The organism is Thioalkalivibrio sp. ALE12 (assembly GCF_000381105.1).
In the GTDB taxonomy this organism is placed as follows: Bacteria; Pseudomonadota; Gammaproteobacteria; order Ectothiorhodospirales; family Ectothiorhodospiraceae; genus Thioalkalivibrio.
The window spans coordinates 32,623-50,061 of record NZ_KB905915.1 but is presented as its reverse complement, the minus strand read 5'-3'; the positions used below and the strand labels follow the sequence as shown (position 1 = coordinate 50,061).

The 17,439-nt window shown below is 68.3% G+C and carries 13 protein-coding genes, 1 tRNA gene and 1 other RNA gene; 4 read left to right on the top strand and 11 right to left on the bottom strand.

Features of this window, described 5'->3' with window-relative positions:
• Positions 1-326: 326 nt before the first annotated feature.
• The 7 genes from F614_RS14640 to F614_RS0112425 form a co-directional block, all read right to left on the bottom strand.
• A non-coding RNA gene (locus F614_RS14640) (RtT sRNA) lies at positions 327-460 on the bottom strand.
• Between the two features lie 38 nt (positions 461-498).
• Positions 499-572: transfer RNA gene (locus F614_RS0112450), tRNA-Gln, on the bottom strand.
• A gap of 43 nt (positions 573-615) precedes the next feature.
• Positions 616-1,008 carry a 30S ribosomal protein S9 gene (gene rpsI, locus F614_RS0112445; protein ID WP_018867174.1) on the bottom strand — a complete coding sequence of 131 codons (393 nt, stop codon included), beginning with the start codon at positions 1,006-1,008 and terminating at the stop codon, positions 616-618.
• A gap of 31 nt (positions 1,009-1,039) precedes the next feature.
• The gene (rplM, locus tag F614_RS0112440; protein WP_017940583.1) at positions 1,040-1,468 is read right to left on the bottom strand and encodes a 50S ribosomal protein L13; all 429 of its coding nucleotides are present in this window, start codon (positions 1,466-1,468) and stop codon (positions 1,040-1,042) included.
• A gap of 238 nt (positions 1,469-1,706) precedes the next feature.
• Positions 1,707-2,228 carry a DUF4168 domain-containing protein gene (locus tag F614_RS0112435; RefSeq protein ID WP_026329863.1) on the bottom strand — a complete coding sequence of 174 codons (522 nt, stop codon included), beginning with the start codon at positions 2,226-2,228 and terminating at the stop codon, positions 1,707-1,709.
• 294 nt (positions 2,229-2,522) lie between these two features.
• A complete protein-coding gene (locus F614_RS0112430; RefSeq protein WP_018875842.1) occupies positions 2,523-3,950 on the bottom strand; it encodes a sigma-54 dependent transcriptional regulator in 1,428 nt (475 codons plus the stop codon).
• Positions 3,947-5,422, bottom strand: coding sequence for an ATP-binding protein (locus tag F614_RS0112425; RefSeq protein ID WP_019558990.1), 1,476 nt, complete (start codon positions 5,420-5,422; stop codon positions 3,947-3,949). Before F614_RS0112425 ends, F614_RS0112430 begins: the two co-directional genes overlap by 4 nt.
• Positions 5,423-5,804: 382 nt before the next feature.
• Between F614_RS0112425 and F614_RS0112420 the strand changes: the two genes are divergently transcribed.
• Positions 5,805-6,485 carry an MBL fold metallo-hydrolase gene (locus tag F614_RS0112420; protein ID WP_018875844.1) on the top strand — a complete coding sequence of 227 codons (681 nt, stop codon included), beginning with the start codon at positions 5,805-5,807 and terminating at the stop codon, positions 6,483-6,485.
• A gap of 79 nt (positions 6,486-6,564) precedes the next feature.
• Here the strand turns inward: F614_RS0112420 and htpX are convergent, their stop codons facing one another.
• Together htpX and parC are read right to left on the bottom strand one after the other, a co-directional pair.
• Positions 6,565-7,452, bottom strand: coding sequence for a protease HtpX (gene htpX, locus F614_RS0112415; RefSeq protein WP_018867169.1), 888 nt, complete (start codon positions 7,450-7,452; stop codon positions 6,565-6,567).
• A gap of 111 nt (positions 7,453-7,563) precedes the next feature.
• Positions 7,564-9,825: a DNA topoisomerase IV subunit A gene (gene parC, locus F614_RS0112410; protein ID WP_019558989.1), complete on the bottom strand. Its 2,262-nt coding sequence runs from the start codon at positions 9,823-9,825 to the stop codon at positions 7,564-7,566.
• Between the two features lie 143 nt (positions 9,826-9,968).
• Here parC and cls point away from each other — a divergent pair, with 143 nt between their 5' ends.
• The gene (cls, locus tag F614_RS0112405) at positions 9,969-11,390 is read left to right on the top strand and encodes a cardiolipin synthase (protein ID WP_019558988.1); all 1,422 of its coding nucleotides are present in this window, start codon (positions 9,969-9,971) and stop codon (positions 11,388-11,390) included.
• A gap of 196 nt (positions 11,391-11,586) precedes the next feature.
• A complete protein-coding gene (locus tag F614_RS0112400; protein WP_019558987.1) occupies positions 11,587-14,463 on the top strand; it encodes an EAL domain-containing protein in 2,877 nt (958 codons plus the stop codon).
• A 7-nt stretch (positions 14,464-14,470) separates the two neighbouring features.
• On the opposite strand, the gene F614_RS0112395 is transcribed toward F614_RS0112400, so the two are convergent.
• The gene (locus F614_RS0112395; protein ID WP_018882742.1) at positions 14,471-16,201 is read right to left on the bottom strand and encodes a diguanylate cyclase domain-containing protein; all 1,731 of its coding nucleotides are present in this window, start codon (positions 16,199-16,201) and stop codon (positions 14,471-14,473) included.
• Between the two features lie 158 nt (positions 16,202-16,359).
• Here F614_RS0112395 and F614_RS14025 point away from each other — a divergent pair, with 158 nt between their 5' ends.
• A complete protein-coding gene (locus F614_RS14025; protein ID WP_038032887.1) occupies positions 16,360-16,887 on the top strand; it encodes a DUF3293 domain-containing protein in 528 nt (175 codons plus the stop codon).
• Here the strand turns inward: F614_RS14025 and F614_RS0112385 are convergent.
• A complete protein-coding gene (locus F614_RS0112385) occupies positions 16,884-17,351 on the bottom strand; it encodes a CopD family protein (RefSeq protein WP_018875849.1) in 468 nt (155 codons plus the stop codon). The two genes, F614_RS14025 and F614_RS0112385, sit on opposite strands and share 4 nt — an antisense overlap.
• Between the last annotated feature and the right edge of the window lie 88 nt (positions 17,352-17,439).

Here is a 17,439-nt window from a genome sequence, read left to right as displayed (position 1 = left end):
TGCAGTGCTCCGCTGCGCTTCGCCGAACCTTCCAGGTTCGAACCCTGGACTCGCTCAAATATCCATAGAAAAGGGCCCCACGAAGGGGCTTCACCTGAAGGAGTGACCATTCTGAAGCAAATGACGGTGAGCCCCATCGAGGGGCACACCGCCATGGCTGGGGGACCAGGATGATTCGGCGGCTACGCCGCCTCACCCCTTCGGGGCTGCACGCGCGGCGCGCGTGCAGTGCTCCGCTGCGCTTCGCCGAACCTTCCAGGTTCGAACCCTGGGCTCGCTCATATATCCATAGAAAAAGGCCCCACGAGGGGGCCCTTTTCTATGGATGGCTGGGGGACCAGGATTACTCGGCGCTACGCGCCTCGCCCTTCGGGCCAGCGCCGCAAGCGGCGCTGTTCGGCTCGGCTGCGCCTCGCCGTCGAACCTTGCAGGTTCTCATCCTGGAAACTTCCATCTATCCATGAAAAAAGGCCCCACAAGGGGGCCTTCTTCCATGGATGGCTGGGGGACCAGGATTCGAACCTGGGTTGACGGAGTCAGAGTCCGTAGTCCTACCGCTAGACGATCCCCCAGTAAACCGGATCGCGTGCGTCCCGCAGAAACTCGAGGCGAATTTTAACGCTTCGAGTACTGGGTTGCACGACGGGCCTTGCGCAGGCCGATCTTCTTCCGCTCCACCTCGCGGGCATCGCGGGTCAGGTGACCACCACGACGCAGCGGCGAGCGCAGCTCTTCGTTGTACTGCACCAGGGCGCGGGCAATGCCCAGGCGGATCGCACCGGCCTGGCCGTTACCACCACCGCCCTCGACGGTTGCGATCACGTCGAAGTTTTCGGTGGACTCGGTCGCCTCCAGCGGCTGGCGCACGACCATGCGCGAGGTCTGGCGGCCGAAGAACTCGTCCAGCGGCTTCTGGTTAACCGTGATGTTGCCCGTACCCGGGCGCAGGAAGACGCGCGCAGCGGCGGTCTTGCGGCGGCCGGTGCCGTAATACTGATTGGTAGCCATTCGGATCGATTCCCTTGCTGATTCTGGCGGCTCAGACTTCGAGCGGCTGCGGCTGCTGGGCCGTATGCCGGTGTTCGGTGCCGGCGTAGACCTTGAGCTTCTTGAACATGGCCCGGCCAAGCGGGTTGCGCGGCAGCATGCCCTTCACGGCAAGCTCCAGCACCTTCTCCGGATGACGCTCGATCATCTGGGTGAAGTTGGCTTCCTTGATGCCACCCGGATAACCGGTGTGGTGGAAGTACTTCTTGTCCATGGCCTTGTTGCCGGAGACGCGAATCTTCTCCGCGTTGATCACGACGATGTAGTCGCCGGTATCGACATGCGGCGTGTACACGGGCTTGTGCTTCCCGCGCAGACGGCGTGCGATCTCCGTGGCGAGTCGGCCGAGGGTCTTGCCGTCGGCGTCGACGAGAAACCAGTCGCGTTCGACTTCGGCCGGCTTGGCGCTGATGGTACTCATGATGTTCGATGCTCCGAGGTCGGGGCGATTCAGAAAGCGCGCAAGAATAACGCTTCCCTTCACCCGATTCAAGCAAAAGGGACAATTCGCGAGACGTGCCGTGCTCGACGTCCACCGGAGGCGACGTGGCGGGCCGGGGCCTGCGCGAACGCCCTCCGCACATAATAAAGGGGCCGCCCCGAAGGCCGGCCCCCCTTGCAGGCCCCGGGCGCAAGGCCCGGGGCGGCACACAACCCGTTTACAGCTGGGCTTCGGCGCGCTCCTGCACTTCCTGCATCAGCTCGGGGTCGTTCTGCAGGGCCATGGCGACTTCGTTGTATTCCTCGACGCTCATGCCCGTGTCTTCCACAGCGCTGACCATTTCGTCCTGCGCTTCCTGCTGCATGGACTGCGCCTCGGTCTCGTCCTCGGCGTTCTGCAGGCGGTCAGCGAAGTCCTCGCGCACTTCCTGCACCGCGACGAAGGCGGTCACGAAGGTGTCGATGTCCTCTTCGCTCAGGTCCACCTCGGGGGCTTCCTGCATCGGGGCTCCGCCCTGGGCCGCGCCACCCTGGGCGCCACCCTGCGGCGGCTGGCCGCCCTGGGCACCGCCGCCGGCGCCGGCACCGCCTTCCTGGGCCGGGGGCTGGCCACCCTGGGCGCCGCCCATGTCGCCACCGCCGGCGCCGCCTTCGGCACCACCATACTGCGCGGAGGCCGCGCCACCGACGGCAAACAGGGAAGTCAGGGCCATCGCGAGGATCGTCTTGCGCATATTCATCATGTTGCTCCTTTTCCTTTGGTTCGATCGGATCTCGCGGCCGACCGGGACCCGCTCGAGGCGCCCCCGGTCCAGCCGCGCCGCAACCGTGTGAGGAGGAATGAGCCCGTGCGGGCTGCGCTTCTCCGATTGCTGACTGAGGAGGAGCAGGCATCGTGCCAACAATGGCAACCGGGGAGACATTCTATAGGAATCAGATGGTTAGGACTGAATCAGCTGACAGGGCGTCCGCCGACGGCGGGATTGTGAATGGGTCATAATGACACATGGGTCAGCTCGACCCGGGTCAGGATGTCACGACGGGTCGGATTCACCGAGCTTGCGGTAGAGCGTCTTGCGTCCGATGCCGAGGATACGCGCGGCCCGCTGCTTGTTGCCGTCCACGTGCTCCAGGACCCGCTGAATGTAGTCGCGCTCGCGCTCTTCCAGCGTCGGCCATTGGGTGTCGTCGCCGACTCCCGCTACGGGTAACACCTCTGCGCCGGCACCACCGGCGGCCACACCCGCATCTTCGCCGCCGATCGCGAACACGCGTTCCGGCAGGTCCCGGGTCTCGATCACCTCGCCCGTGGCCAGGGTGGCGGCGCGCTCGATGAGGCTGGCCAGTTCGCGTACGTTCCCGGGGAAGGGGTAGCGCACCAGCGCGCGCAGGGCCTCCGGGCTCAGACGCCGCTCGGGCAGGCCTCGGGCCAGGGCTTGCTGGCGCAGGAACTGCAGGGCCAGGTACTCGACATCGTCACCGCGTTCTCGCAGCGGCGGGATCTCGATGCGGAAGGTCTCCAGGCGATAGTAGAGATCCTCGCGGAAACGGCCGTCGGCCATGTGCGCCTGCAGGTCCTGGTGGGTGGCCGCGACGATACGCACATCCGTCTCGATCTCCTCGTTGGCGCCCACCGGGCGCACCCGTCCGTCCTGCAGCAGGCGCAGCAGCTTGCTTTGCATCGCCACCGGCATCTCGGCGATCTCGTCCAGGAACAGGGTTCCCCCATGTGCCTCGGTGAACAGTCCTCGACGGGCACCCTTCGCCCCACTGAAGGCACCCGCTACATGCCCCAGCAGCTCCGACTCCAGCAGGGCCTCGGGGATGCCGGCGCAGTTGAGCGCGACGAACGGCCCGTGCGCCCGGTCACTTTCCGCGTGCAGCGCCCGCGCCACGAGTTCCTTGCCGGTCCCGGACTCGCCGGTAATCAGGACGCTGCCGTCGGCGGCCGCGATCCGCCGGATCAGGTCGAACATCTGCAGCATGGCCGGACTGTGTCCCTGCATGCCATGAAACCCGTCGGCCCGGGCGAGCACCTCGCGATAGCGCCGCACCTCGTCCTTCAGGCGACGCGCCTCGGTTACCCGGTCCGCAGCCAGGCGCAGATGATCGAGGTCCACCGGCTTGGTCAGAAAGTCGTCCGCCCCCGCCTTCAGTGCGGCCACGGCCTGGTCGATGGTCCCGAAGCCCGTCAGCATGATGAACCCCGGCGCCGGCACCCGGGCGCGCGCGTCCTCGAGCACCTGAAACCCGTCGGCGCCCGGCAGACGCAGGTCACTGACCACCAGACTGAAGGCCTGCTGTGCCAGTGCCCGCGCGGCGTCCTCGGCGCTGCCTACCGCGGTGACCGCGTAGCCGGCCTCGGCCAGCTCCTCGTGCAGCAATTCGCGATGTCCGCGGTCGTCTTCGACGACAAGGACCGATTCCGGGGGCGCGGCGGGTGTTTGTGGCGCGGCGCTCATAGGCGCGTCTCCTGCGGTTCGTCAGTGGCCAGCGGCAGATGCACGACAAAGCGGGTCTCCCCGGGCACGCTGCGATCCAGCGCGACCGTGCCGCGATGATCTTCCAGTGCCACCTGGACAACAGCCAGCCCCAGTCCGGTTCCCTCGCCCGTGGGTTTGGTGGTGAAGAAGGGCTCGAACAGGCGCGCCGCCTGTTCGTCGTCGATCCCGCGCCCGGCGGTCGGACCGTCATCGGCCACCACCAAGGTTACCCGGTCGGCCTCCGCCCGCCAGTGGACCCGCACCTCACCGGCGGCCGCCTGGGCCGCGTTCTCCAGCAGGTTCTCCAGCGCCTGTCCGAGGCGCAGACGATCGGCCGCGACGACCAGCGCCTCCCCGTCCACCTGGAACCGGATCGCGTCGGGCGCGTGCCGCGCGCGCACCCGCTCGACCAGGTCGCCGACCAGTTGCGCGAGGTCCAGGGGGCGTTCCTGCAGGGGATTGCGACGGGCAAAGTCCAGCAACTGCCGCACGATGGTCTCCACCCGCTCGAGTTCGGCCTGCAACGCCTCCATCTCCTTGCGCGCAGGATCCGCCTCCGGCAGGCGGCGAATGGCCCGCTGCACCCGCCCGGCGATAATCCCGAGCGGTGTCCCCAGCTCATGCGCCACACCGGCCGCGAGCTGGCCGATCGCCGCCAGCTTCTCCGAGTGCCGCAGCTTTTCCTCGAGCCGCACCTGCTCGTGGCGCTGCGCCTCCAGTTCCGCCTCCGAGGCCTCGCGGCGCTCCATCATGCGGTTCATCGAGACCGCCAGCCCGCGCAGTTCGGCCGGCCCGTCCTCCGGCGCCCGCAGGCCGCGCTGGCCATCGCCGATCGCGCGCATCGCGGCCATCAGGCGCGACACATGCCGGCCGACGGCCCGGTGGTAGCCGAACAGTACGACCAGCAGGAACAGCGCACTGACCGCCAGCATCAGCAACCCGCCCTGCCACTGCAGCTGCGTGACGAAGGCCCGGAACGGGGTCACATCGCGGGTCACCTGCAGCAGGCCCACGATCCGCCCGGCCGGATCCGACAACGGCAGGAAGAAGGAGAAGGTCTCGCGCCCCTGGTGCTCGCCGAAGGCCCCGAGACTGCCGGTCTCGCTGATGACCCGGGCCTCACCGCGGCGTTGCAGGGTCGGGCTGGGCGGCCCACTGGCCGCGACCATGCGGCCCTCGGCGTCGTAGACGTAGACCCCGAACACCTCCTCGATCTGGAACAGCGAATCCAGCGACTGCTGCACCCCGGGCACGTCGTCCTGCAGCATAGCGCTCGACACCGGGAGCCGGATCGAACGCGCTACCAGTTCGATATCCTCCTGCATGCGGTTTTCCATCTGGACCTGGAATTCGCGCAGGCCGAGCGCCACCACCGCGGCCATCAGCAGCAGCAGCGGCAGCAGCACGAAGGACAACACCGCGGTGCGCAGGCTGTTCAGGCTTCGGATCATGGGCGTTGGGTCATCATCGACGGGCCATCCGCGGCACGGGCCGGACTCAATGGTAGACACGCCCGGCAACAGGAGGCGAATAACAGGCAAAAAAAAGCGCGGGTCAAAGCCCGCGCCAAGAAAACCACCAAAGGAGGATGGAGGAGTCCACTAACCACTGACAGGGGGGACAGCGATTAGCGTATGCAAATCTTCTAATATGGCGATGTTCTTGTCAACCGGTGAAATACGCAGGGGGTCGTCCTTCACCGTTTCGTCATATCACGTACCCTTGAAGACCTGCATACCCCGTAAGACGCACGTCCGCCCGATCTATTCCCGGGCATGAAAACCACCCGCCGGGGATGCACCAAAAATCGACTTCGTTCACGGATCCCGCATCATGCTTCGTCACCTGAGCCACCCCGTCACCTCGCTTGCCCAGAACGCCACGCTGATCTGGTGCGATGCCACCGGGGCCGCGGCCTGGGTCGACCCCGGCGCGGATGCCGCGACCCTCGAACAGATCGCCCGCGAGCACGGCGTGCACCTGGAGAAGATCCTCCTGACCCACGGCCACCTGGACCATGTCGGGGCCACCGCCGAACTGGCCGCCCGTGCCAATGTGCCGGTGATCGGGCCGCATCGCGACGACGCCTTCTGGCTGGACCAGCTCCCGGCGCAGGCGCAGATCTTCGGCTTCCCCGAGACCGCGCCACTGGTGCCCGACCAGTGGCTGGAGGATGGCGACACCATCGCGCTGGGCCAGACCACACTCCGGGTGCTCCACTGCCCCGGCCATACCCCGGGGCACGTGGTCTTCCACGACTCCGAGAGCGGCCTGGCCCTGGTCGGCGACGTGCTGTTCCACGGGGCAATCGGCCGCAGCGACTTCCCGCGCGGCAACGGGCGCGAGCTGATCGCCTCGATCACCGACAAGCTCTGGCCGCTGGGCGACGAGACCCGGTTCGTGCCCGGCCACGGCCCCGAGTCCACCTTTGGCGAGGAACGCCGCAGCAACCCCTTCGTCGGCGACGCGGCCCTTGCCGCCGGCGGACAGCCCGGCCGCGGCCGCTACTACTGAGCCCCGCGAAGCAGCATCTCTCAAATGAAACGGGCCGCCCCTAGGGGCGGCCCGTGTACGCACGGCGCCAGGCGTCTTCTCAGCCGTTGGCGCGCAGCGCGGCGATGCGCTGTTCGATCGGCGGGTGGCTCATGAACAGCTTCTTCAGGCCCTGGGCCATGCCGCCACGGATCCCGAAGGCCGCCATCTGGTCCGGCATGTCCACCGGCCGGCCGGAGGCCCGGGCCAGCGACTCCAGCGCGCCGATCATCTTCTCGCGCCCGGCAAAGCGGGCCCCCGCCTCGTCGGCGCGGAACTCGCGCTGACGCGAGAACCAGAACACGATGATGGAGGCCAGGATCGCGAGGATGATCTCGGTCACGATGGCGGTAATCCAGAAGGCCGGTCCGTGACCCGACTCGTTCTTGAAGATCACCCGATCGACGAAGTGGCCGATCACGCGCGACAGGAAGATCACAAAGGTGTTCACCACGCCCTGGATCAGTGCCAGGGTCACCATGTCGCCGTTCGCCACGTGGCCGACCTCGTGCCCCAGCACGGCCTCGACCTCACCCTGCCCCATGTTCTGCATCAGTCCGGTGCTTACGGCCACCAGGGCGTTGTTCTTGCTCATCCCGGTGGCAAAGGCGTTCGGGTCGGGCGAGTCGTAGATGCCCACCTCGGGCATGCCGATACCGGCCTGTTTGGCCTGGCGCTGCACCGTCTCCAGCAACCACTGCTCGGTGGCGTTGCGCGGCTTGTCGATCACGTGGACCTTCATCGTCTTCTTCGCCATCCACTTGGAGATGGCCAGCGAGATGAAGGACCCGCCGAATCCGAACACGGCGGCGAAGATCAGCAAAGCGGTCAGGTCGAGATCGACCCCCTGTTCATCGAGGATGCTCTCCACACCCAGGATACGCAGGGTGATGCTGAGCACGATCAGGATGGCGAAGTTGGTCGCCAGAAACAGCAGAACACGTTTCATGAAGTTTTCCTGTACTCCATCAATCCATTTACGGGGATGTCGCAATCATCGGGGCGCGCCGCGCGAATTCAAGCGCCACCCCGATCAGTGACCACCGGAGCGCGCCGGGGTTCAGGCCGGGCGCACTTCCAGGCGGTCCGCGTTCTGGTAGCCACGCGGCAGCTGGCGACCGCGCCGGGCGCGCTCGCCCACGTACTCCGCCCACTCGCCCGGGGCCAGTGCCTTGAAGCGCTTGCCGGCGTGCACGACCAGGGTGTCCTGCGGCCCCAGTACGGCCACGTCAAGTACCCGTTCGGAACCGTCCTTGAGGGCCGCGGCGGGGATGCCGATCAGCTTGTTGCCCTTGCCGCGCGCCAGCTCCGGCAGCTCGGTGGCCGGGAACAGCAGCAGATAGCCGCGGGTGGTGACCACCGCGATGTGATCCTCGTGCGGGTTGCGTACCGAGGCCGGCTGCAGCACGGTAGCCCCGTCGGGCACCGTGAGCACGTTCTTGCCGGCCTTCTGCCGGCCCAGCAGATCGCCCAGCTTCGCGACGAAGCCGTACCCGTGATCCGAGCCCAGCAGCCAGCGGTCTTCCTCCGCGCCCGTTGCCAGGCCGACAAAGCGCGCGCCCTCCGGCGGGTTCACGCGGCCGGACAGCGGCTCGCCCTGCCCGCGCGCGGACGGCAGGGTGTGCGCGGGGATGGTATAGGTGCGGCCGGTGGAGTCGATGAACGCGACCGGCTGGTTGCTGCGCCCGGTGACCGCGGCCTGGAAGGCATCCCCGGCCTTGTAGCTCAGCCCCTGGGCATCCACGTCGTGGCCCTTGGCCGCGCGTGCCCAGCCCTTCTCCGACAGCACAATGGTCAGCGGCTCGGTGGGCACCAGCGCGGACTCGTCCAGTGCCTGCGCGGCGGCGCGCTGAACCAGCGGCGAGCGACGTTCGTCGCCATAGTCCACGGCGTCCTTCTCGATCTCGCGGCGGACCTGGGTGCGCAGGCGACGCTCGGACCCCAGGGTCTTCTCCAGCTGGTCGCGCTCCTTGGCCAGTTCGTCCTGCTCGCCGCGGATCTTCATCTCCTCGAGCTTGGCCAGATGACGCAGCTTCAGCTCCAGGATCGCCTCGGCCTGGATATCGGACAGGCCAAAGCGGCTCATCAGTTCCGGCTTGGGCTGGTCGTACTCGCGGATGATCGCGATCACCTCGTCGATATTGAGATAGGCGATCAGCAGGCCTTCCAGCACATGCAGCCGCGCCTGCACCTTCTCCAGGCGCCACTGCAGACGCCGGCGCACGGTCTCGATGCGGAAGCTCAGCCATTCACTCAGCAGCCCGGCCAGATCGCGCACCTGCGGACGACCGTCCAGGCCGATCACGTTCATGTTCACGCGGTAGGTCTTTTCCAGATCCGTGGTCGCGAACAGGTGGGCCATCAGCGCCTCGACATCCACTCGGTTCGAGCGCGGGGTGATCACCAGACGGGTCGGGTGCTCGTGGTCGGACTCGTCGCGCAGGTCCTCGACCATCGGCAGCTTCTTCGCGCGGATCTGGCTGGCGATCTGTTCCAGCAGCTTGGCCCCGGAGACCTGGTGCGGCAGCGCGGTGACCACGATGTCGTCGCCTTCGCGTTCATAGCGTGCCCGCGCGCGGATCGAGCCCTGGCCGGTCTCGTAGACCTTTCGCAGCTCCGCGGGCGGGGAAATGATCTCGGCCTCGGTGGGAAAGTCCGGCGCCGGCAGGTGCTCGCACAGCTCCGCGACAGTCGCCTTCGGGTGCTCCAGCAGGTGCACGCAGGCCGCAGCCACCTCGCGCAGGTTGTGCGGCGGGATGTCGGTAGCCATGCCCACGGCGATCCCGGAGCCGCCGTTCAGCAGCACGTTCGGCAGCCGGGCCGGCAGCACCTTCGGCTCGTCCAGCGCGCCGTCGAAGTTCGGCACCCAGTCCACCGTGCCCTGCCCCAGCTCCGAGAGCAGCAGCTGCGCATAGCGCGACAGCCGCGACTCGGTGTAGCGCATCGCGGCGAAGGACTTGGGATCGTCCGGCGAGCCCCAGTTGCCCTGCCCGTCGACGAACGGGTAGCGGTAGGAGAAGGGCTGCGCCATCAGCACCATCGCCTCGTAGCACGCCGAGTCGCCATGCGGATGGAATTTGCCGAGCACATCACCCACGGTGCGCGCGGACTTCTTGTACTTGGCCGTGGCCGAGAGCCCCAGCTCGCTCATGGCGTAGATGATGCGGCGCTGCACGGGCTTGAGCCCGTCGCCGATGTGCGGCAGCGCACGGTCCAGGATCACGTACATGGAGTAGTCCAGGTACGCCTTCTCGGTGAAGTCCTTCAGCGGCAGCTGCTCGCCGCTGTTGGCGAACAGGCTGGGGGTCTCGATATCGCTCATCGGCGCTCTCGCGAATGATGGGTGGCGCGGGCTTTTACCCCGGACCGGGCCCGCGTACTGTAGCGGGCACGCGCCCGCCATTCCACGGGGTCACGGGAAAACCGCCGAACCGGGGAGCGGAGAAGCCCCGGAGGAGTCCGTTCGTGCTGGATACAGGCTGGATCGCCAGTATCGCTGCCATCGCCGTGTTTGCCCTCGCGGCGATCAGCGTGGTGCACGCCCTGCTGCAGCGCCGCGACACCGGGACCATCATCGCCTGGGTCGGGCTGATCGTGCTGCTGCCGCTGGGCGGCTCGGTCCTGTACTGGCTGTTCGGGGTCAACCGCATCCGCCGGCGCGCCCACGCCCTGCGCGAGGGCTATCTGATCGCCGACCCGAGCGCCGGGGGCGCCACCCTGAGCGAGCCGCCGGAACGCTGGCAACGCCTGCTGCACTCCGGCGACCGACTGAGCCCTTTCCGCCTGGTCGGCGGCAACGCGATCGAACCGCTGTTCGACGGCGACCGCACCTATGCCCGCATGCTGGACGCCATCGACAGCGCCCGTCACAGCATCACCCTGGCCACCTACATCTTCGACTACGACCGGGTCGGGGAACGCTTCGTGGACCGCCTGCAGCAGGCCCAGGACCGGGGCGTGCAGGTGCGCGTGCTGATCGACGCCATCGGCGCCCGCTACAGCCGCCGCAACACCCTGCGCCGGCTGCGCCGAGCGGGGATCCCGGCCACCACCTTCATGCCGGTGCACCTGCCACGCAGTCTGGCCGCCTTCAACCTGCGCAACCACCGCAAGATGCTGGTGATCGACGGCCGCCGGGCCTTCACCGGGGGCATGAACATCCGCCGCGGCCACAGCCACGCCGATCCGGGCCCCCACCCGATACACGACCTCCACTTCGAGTTGCGCGGCCCCGCCTGCACGCAACTACAGCGGGTGTTCACGGAGGACTGGCAATTCGCCACCGGGGAACGTCTGGACGGCCCGCGCTGGTTCCCGGATACCGTTGCCCCGGCCGGGGCCCGTGCCTGTCGCGGCCTGCCGGACGGCCCGGACGAGGACTTCGAGGTCCTGAACTTCACGCTGCAATCGGCCCTGGCCGAGGCCCGCGAGCAGGTCACCATCATCACCCCGTATTTCCTGCCGGACGTGGCGCTGACCGGCGCGCTCAAGGCCGCCGCCCTGCGGGGCGTCCGGGTCGACATCCTGATCCCGGCCCGGAGCAACCTGCGGCTGGTGGAATGGGCCAGCCGCCCGCAACAGGGCGAGCTGCTGGAGCGCGGCTGCCGCCTGTGGCTCACCCCGCCGCCCTTCAACCACGCCAAGCTGATGCTGGTGGATCGCGAGTGGGCCCTGGTCGGCTCCGCCAACTGGGATCCGCGCAGCCTGCGCCTGAATTTCGAGTTCAATCTGGAATGCCTGGATGCCGGCCTGGGCGGCGAACTGGCCACCTGGGCCGACGCCCTGCGCGCGCAGTCGCACCCCCTGACCCTCGACGAGGTCCGCGCCCGTCCGCTCCCCGCGCAGCTACGCGACGGGGCCGCCCGCCTCCTCACTCCCTACCTGTAACGCGGGGCGACACTCCCCGGCCGGCGTGCAGACAGCGTTAGCCGGCCCCCATGCGCCGCCCCCCCGAACCGGGGCGGCGGCCTGCGGTCTTTTGTACTGTAGGCGATGTCACGCGAATACCCGACGGGGCCCGATTCGCTTCGCCGCAGGGGAGTAAAGGGATGTTACGACGCGCGGAAACCGCAAAGGGACATCGATGAACGGGGTCCTGGTGCCGTCGCTCTATCTGGCCGCCGGCCTGGCCGCCTACGCCAGCCTGAGCCACCTGCTGCACAGCCGCCAGAGCGCGCGGCGCACCGAGCACCGCCTGTTCGCCACGATGTGCGCCCTGATGGTGGTGGTCGCCATCGGCTCGGCCCAGACCTACCAGGCCGACAGCATCGCGGCCTACATCCGCGCCCTTACCCTCAACATCTACCTGCTTGCCCCGTTCTACGTCCTGTTCGCCGCCTTCGTCGCGGCCCATACGCGGACGCCCGCACGCGGCCTGATGACCGGACTGCTGGTACTGCTGGGCATCACCTGGGTGGTCAACACGCTGCAGCCCTACAGCATGCAGTACCGCCACATCGAGGAGCTGCGCATCCTCGAGCTGCCCTGGGGCGAGAACGTGGCCCTGGCCGTGGGCACGATCAGTCCCTGGTTCGGCTTCGGCGTCCTCGCGGTCTTTCTGGTGTTCGGCTTCGCGCTGGTCACGTTGATCCGGCATTACCGCCGCCACCGTCAGGCCACCACCCTGCTCCTGCTGGGCGGGATCGGGGTCTTCGTGCTGTTCACCATCCAGGGCGTGCTCGCCCGTGCCGGCGCGCTGGAGATGCCGCAGCTCGCACCGTTCGGCTACGTGGTGATGGTGGTGATGATGAGTCTGGTACTGAACCGCGAGACCGGCGAACGCCTGCGCGACTCCGAGAGTCGCTTCCGCGCGCTGGTCGAGCAGTCCCCCATCGGCATCCAGGTGCTCACGCCGGAAGGCGAGATCCGCCAGACCAATGCCGCCTGGGAACGCATGCATGGCAGTGACGCCTCCCGCCCGGGCGGGAACGTCCTCGAGCGCCCGGATGCGATCGACCAGAAGCTCCTGGAGCCGCTCGCGGATGCCGTGCGCGGGCACTACCGCGAGATCGGCCCGCTGGCCTACACCCCGCCGACGCCTGCCAACACCGGGAGCGAGGCAGGCCCTTCCGGCCCGCCCGGGGAACGCTGGCTCCGGGGCTGTATCTACCCGTTGCAGGATGCGCAGGGCGAGGTACAGGACGTCATCGTGATGCAGGAGGACGTGACCGCCGCGCACCGCAGCGAGGATGCCCTGCGCCTGATCGCCGAGGGCCTGCAGGCACGCTCGCGCGAGGAGTTCTTCCAGCAGCTGGTGCTCAAGCTGAGCAACCTGTTCGATGCCGACTATGCCCTGATTGGCACGGAAGCCCCGGACCAGTCCGGTGTGGTCGAGACCGTCGCCCTGTGCGCCCACGGGCGTATCGTCGAGAACTTTCGCTATGACCTGGCCGAGACCCCCTGCGAACGCGTGCTGGAGATCGGCACCTGTATCTATCCCTGCGATGTTCAACAACGCTTCCCGCGCGACGAGATGCTGGTGGAGATGGATGCCGAGAGCTACCTCGGCGCCCCGCTGCTGGACAGCCAGGGGACGCTGCTCGGGCACATCGCGATGGTTAACCGCCATCCGGTCGAGGATGTCGACAAGGCGATGGAGATCCTCGGGATCATGGCCGACCGCGCGGGCGCCGAGCTGGAACGCCTGCATACCGAGGAGCACATCCACGCGCTGGCCTACCACGACGCCCTGACCGGGCTGGCCAACCGGACCCGCCTGCATGACGACCTGACCCGGCATATCGAGGAGGCCGTCGCCGGCGACCTGCACGGCGGGCTGATCCTGATCGACCTGGATCACTTCAAGACCATCAACGATGCCCTCGGTCACGCGGTGGGCGACACCGTACTGGGGGCGGTTGCCGACCGACTGCGCAGCCATGCCCCGGAGGATGCGCTGATCGTCCGCCTGGGGGGCGACGAGTTCGCCGTGGTGCTGCCCCCCCGCGAAGGGGCCCGCGAGGCGCTCGAGTCCGACCTGCACGCCATCGCCGAGCGCATCCTCGAGGCCCTGCAGCGACCCATCGTGATCGGCGAGCGCACCTTCGGGGTCGGGGCCAGCCTCGGCTGCGTGTGCTACCCGGATGCCGGCGAGAGCTCGGCCGATGCCCTGCGCCACGCCGATATCGCCCTGTACCAGGCCAAGCGCGCCGGACGCGGCGGCGTACAGTTCTACCGCCACGCCCTGCAGGACGAGGCCCATACCCGCCTGCAGGTCGAGGACGGCCTGCGCCAGGCAGTGGCGCGCGGCCAGCTGGACCTGCACTACCAGCCCCAGCTCGATGCCGCCGAACGCCTGATCGGCGCCGAGGCCCTGCTGCGCTGGCGGCACCCGGAGCTGGGCGCGGTTGCGCCGGACCTGTTCATCCCGGTTGCGGAGGAGACCGGCCTGATCCATGGCATCGGCAACTGGGTCCTGGACCATGCCCTGGAACGCCTGTCGCAGTGGCAGCAGGCGGGGCTGCGCCCGCCGCGCCTGGCCCTGAACCTGTCGCCCTGGCAACTCTCGCGCCCCGATTTCGTCGACCAGTTCCAGGCCCGCCTGCGCCACCACGGGGTCGACGCCAGCGCCGTGACCCTGGAGGTCACGGAATCCGGACTGCTGCGCGACCTGCCGGATGCGATCGCCAAGCTGGGCGCGCTGCAGACCCTCGGCGTGCGCATCGCGCTGGACGATTTCGGCACCGGGTACTCGTCGCTGGCCTATCTGCGCGATCTGCCGGTGGACGAACTGAAGATCGACAAGTCCTTCGTGCAGGGGCTGCTGGCCGGTGGCGACCGGACCCTGATCGAGAACATCGTGGACATCGCCCGCAACATGGAGCTGGACGTGATCGCCGAGGGCGTGGAACACGCCGAGCAGCGGGACCAGCTACTGGCGCTGGGCTGCACGCGCTTTCAGGGGTTCCTGTTCAGCGAGCCCCTCGCCGAGGAGGCCTTCGCCGCCCGGCTGCGGCAATAGCACCGGTTCAGTCGCGAGCGGACGGGTCCTCCAGCCCGCACCCCAGGGCGCCCCGCCGGCGCAGCGCCAGATCGGTTGCGCGCACCGCCGCCTCGGGACACTCGTGGTAGAGCACGATACGGCTGCCACCCTCTTCCTTGGCCAGATACATGGCGCGGTCGGCACGCTGCAGCAGGGTCTCCGCGTCGTCGCCGTCCCCGGGATAGAGCGCCGCCCCCATGCTGAGGCCCACGTACACCGCTTCGCGGTTCACCTCCACCGGTTCCTCGAAGCGCTCGATCAGCTTGAGGCCGACACCGGTGACGGCATCGGGATCACGGATATTCTCCAGCAGCAACACGAACTCGTCGCCACCCACGCGGGCGACCACATCACTCTCCCGCACCCCCTCGCGCAGGCGCCGCGCCACGGTCACCAGCATCACGTCCCCGGCGTCATGCCCCAGGCGGTCATTGATCGGCTTGAAGCCGTCGAGATCGCAGACCACCAGGGCCAGCCCGGTGCCGGTCCGCTGGGCCCGGCGCAGGGCCTGCTGCAGATGCTCCTGCAACAGGCTGCGGTTGGGCAGGCCGGTCAGAGAGTCGTGGTGGGCCTGATGCCACAGGCGCTCCTCCGAGGCCTTGTCGCGGGTGATGTCGCGCACCATGCCCAGCACCTGCACGGCCCGCCCCTCGGCATCACGGTCGATCTCGCCCTCCACCCGGACATGGCGGACCCCGCCGTCCCGGCGCACGACCCGGTGATCCACCCGGTAGAAATTCTCGCGGTCCAGGGCCTCGTTGGTCGCGCGCCGCACGCGGGTGCGATCATCCGGGTGGATGGCGCGCATGTACGCCTCGAAGCCGGCACTCTCGGTGCGCGGATCGAGACCGAACAGTTCGAAGACATGCGACGACCAGTTCATGCGCTGACCCCGGATATCCCAGTCCCAGTAGCCGGCCCCGGCGATCCGCTGCGCCTCTTCCAGGCGCTCGGTGGTCTCCTGCAACGCCGCGGTGCGCCGGGCCACGGCGGCCTCCAGCCCGGCCTGCGTCTCGCGCAGACGGGCCTCGACCTGCTGGCGGCTCTCCAGCTCCTGGCGCAGCGCGGCATGATCGCGCCAGATCCGCCGGCGCACGCGCACCCACATCAGCAGCATGATCAGGACCGTGATGCCGGTGGCGATCAGCGTGATCTGCTGCGCCTGCTCGTGACGCCGGGCCATGGCGGCCACCGCCTCCTCGTTGTCATGCTCGAAGGCCTGCAGGATGGCTTCCATCTGTTCCAGGACTTCCTCCTGCACCGGCATCGCCTCGGCATACAGGAGGGCCAGCGCCTCGTTGCGCCCACCCGCGAGGGCGACGTCCACGAGTTCGGACAGGATCGGAGCCCCGGTCGCGGTCAGCTCGCGCAGCTCCGCCAGCAACGCGGCATCGCGCGGGGTCCGGGCCAGCAGCTCGGCACCCGCTCGGGCCTCCAGAAAACGTTCGGCCAGTTCGCGAAACTCCCGCTGGTAGCGGTCCTGCAGGGCCGGATCCTCGGCGCTGATGACCAGCGAGGCGCGCAGCATGCGCTCGCGTACCAGGCTGCGCATGCGGTGCACGCGATCCACCTTCTGCACGTATTCCTCGGTCAGGGCCTGGACGTCGTACTGCAGTTGCTGCACGCGCAGCCAGCTGGCCATGGCGACTACCGCGACCAGCAACAGCACCACGACAAAGGCACTGGTCAGACCGGGGACGACAGGACGCGAGGGCATGGCTGCTCAAGCCACCAAGGATACGGGCCACGCCCCATACGCACGCAGGCCGGTTGCCGGCGAAACCCCGCAAACCGCTGTCGCATCCTTGACGCGCATCCCGTTCCCCCTGTTTGATCGATCGCATCTGCACGATCCAGCCGCGAGGGTGCCGCGAGATGTCCACCAATACAAGCGCTGACGCTGCCGACCCCGCCCCGGGGCGCGCGGAATGCGCCCCAACCAGATCGCGACGGGCTGAACTGGAACAGGCCTACCGCAAGGCGCGGTACTGCGTGGAGACCGCGGACGGTTCATGGGTGCTGCGCATCGACCGGGCGGCCGATGAGGTGGCGGCCTGGATGGCGGGGCATGGCACCCACCGCCTCGTCGTGCTGACCGCCTGCAACCCGGGCAGCCAGCCGCTCACCGAGGAAGAAAACCAGCAACGCCAGCAGCGGTTGGAGCGAGCCGTGACGGAACAGGGCCTGCGCGCCTGGCCGGCCTGCAACCGCGATCCCCTGGGCCACTGGCCGGACGAGCCGGGCCTGGCGATCGCGGACCTGCCCGAACACCTGCTCGCGCGCTGGCTGGAGACATTCGGCCAGAACGCCGCCGTGCTGCTGGAGCCGCCCGAACCGCCACGACTGGTCTGGAGGGCCGGACGGACCGGCCGTCCTGTGCCCCCGCCAGGGGATGCAGATTAGAGCGGCAGGCGCCCGCCCGAGGCGACCACGATCGTCGCCAGGCCGATCAGGGTATTGATCCCGACCAGGATGCGGATCTGCCCCAGGCGGCGCAGGCCTTCCTGGGCGTCATCCGCGGCAATGGCCTGGCGCATGCGGCGAAACGGCGCGAAGAACACATGGGCGAAGATCGCCATCATGATCAGACCCAGCAGCAGCATGGTATGCACGCTGGGGTGGACGTCGCCCATGCCGCCGAACACGCCGAAGATCATGTAGAAGCCGGTCGCCAGGATCACCAGCACCGAGGCCCAGACCCACGGGAAGAAACGGGCGAACACGCCCTCCCAGAGCTTCAGCCGGGGCATGCCCTCGAGCTGCTGCCCCGCCACCGGGCGCAGGAACATGTAGGCGAAGAACATGCCGCCCACCCAGATCACCACCGCCAGTACATGCAGCACATTCGCCAGTGCGTATCCCGTCATTGCCTGCTTCCTCTGTGTCGTTGTCCGTGTGCCGCGCAGTGTATCCGTCCGCGCCCCGGTCTGCCGAGTCCGCGGACACCCCACACGA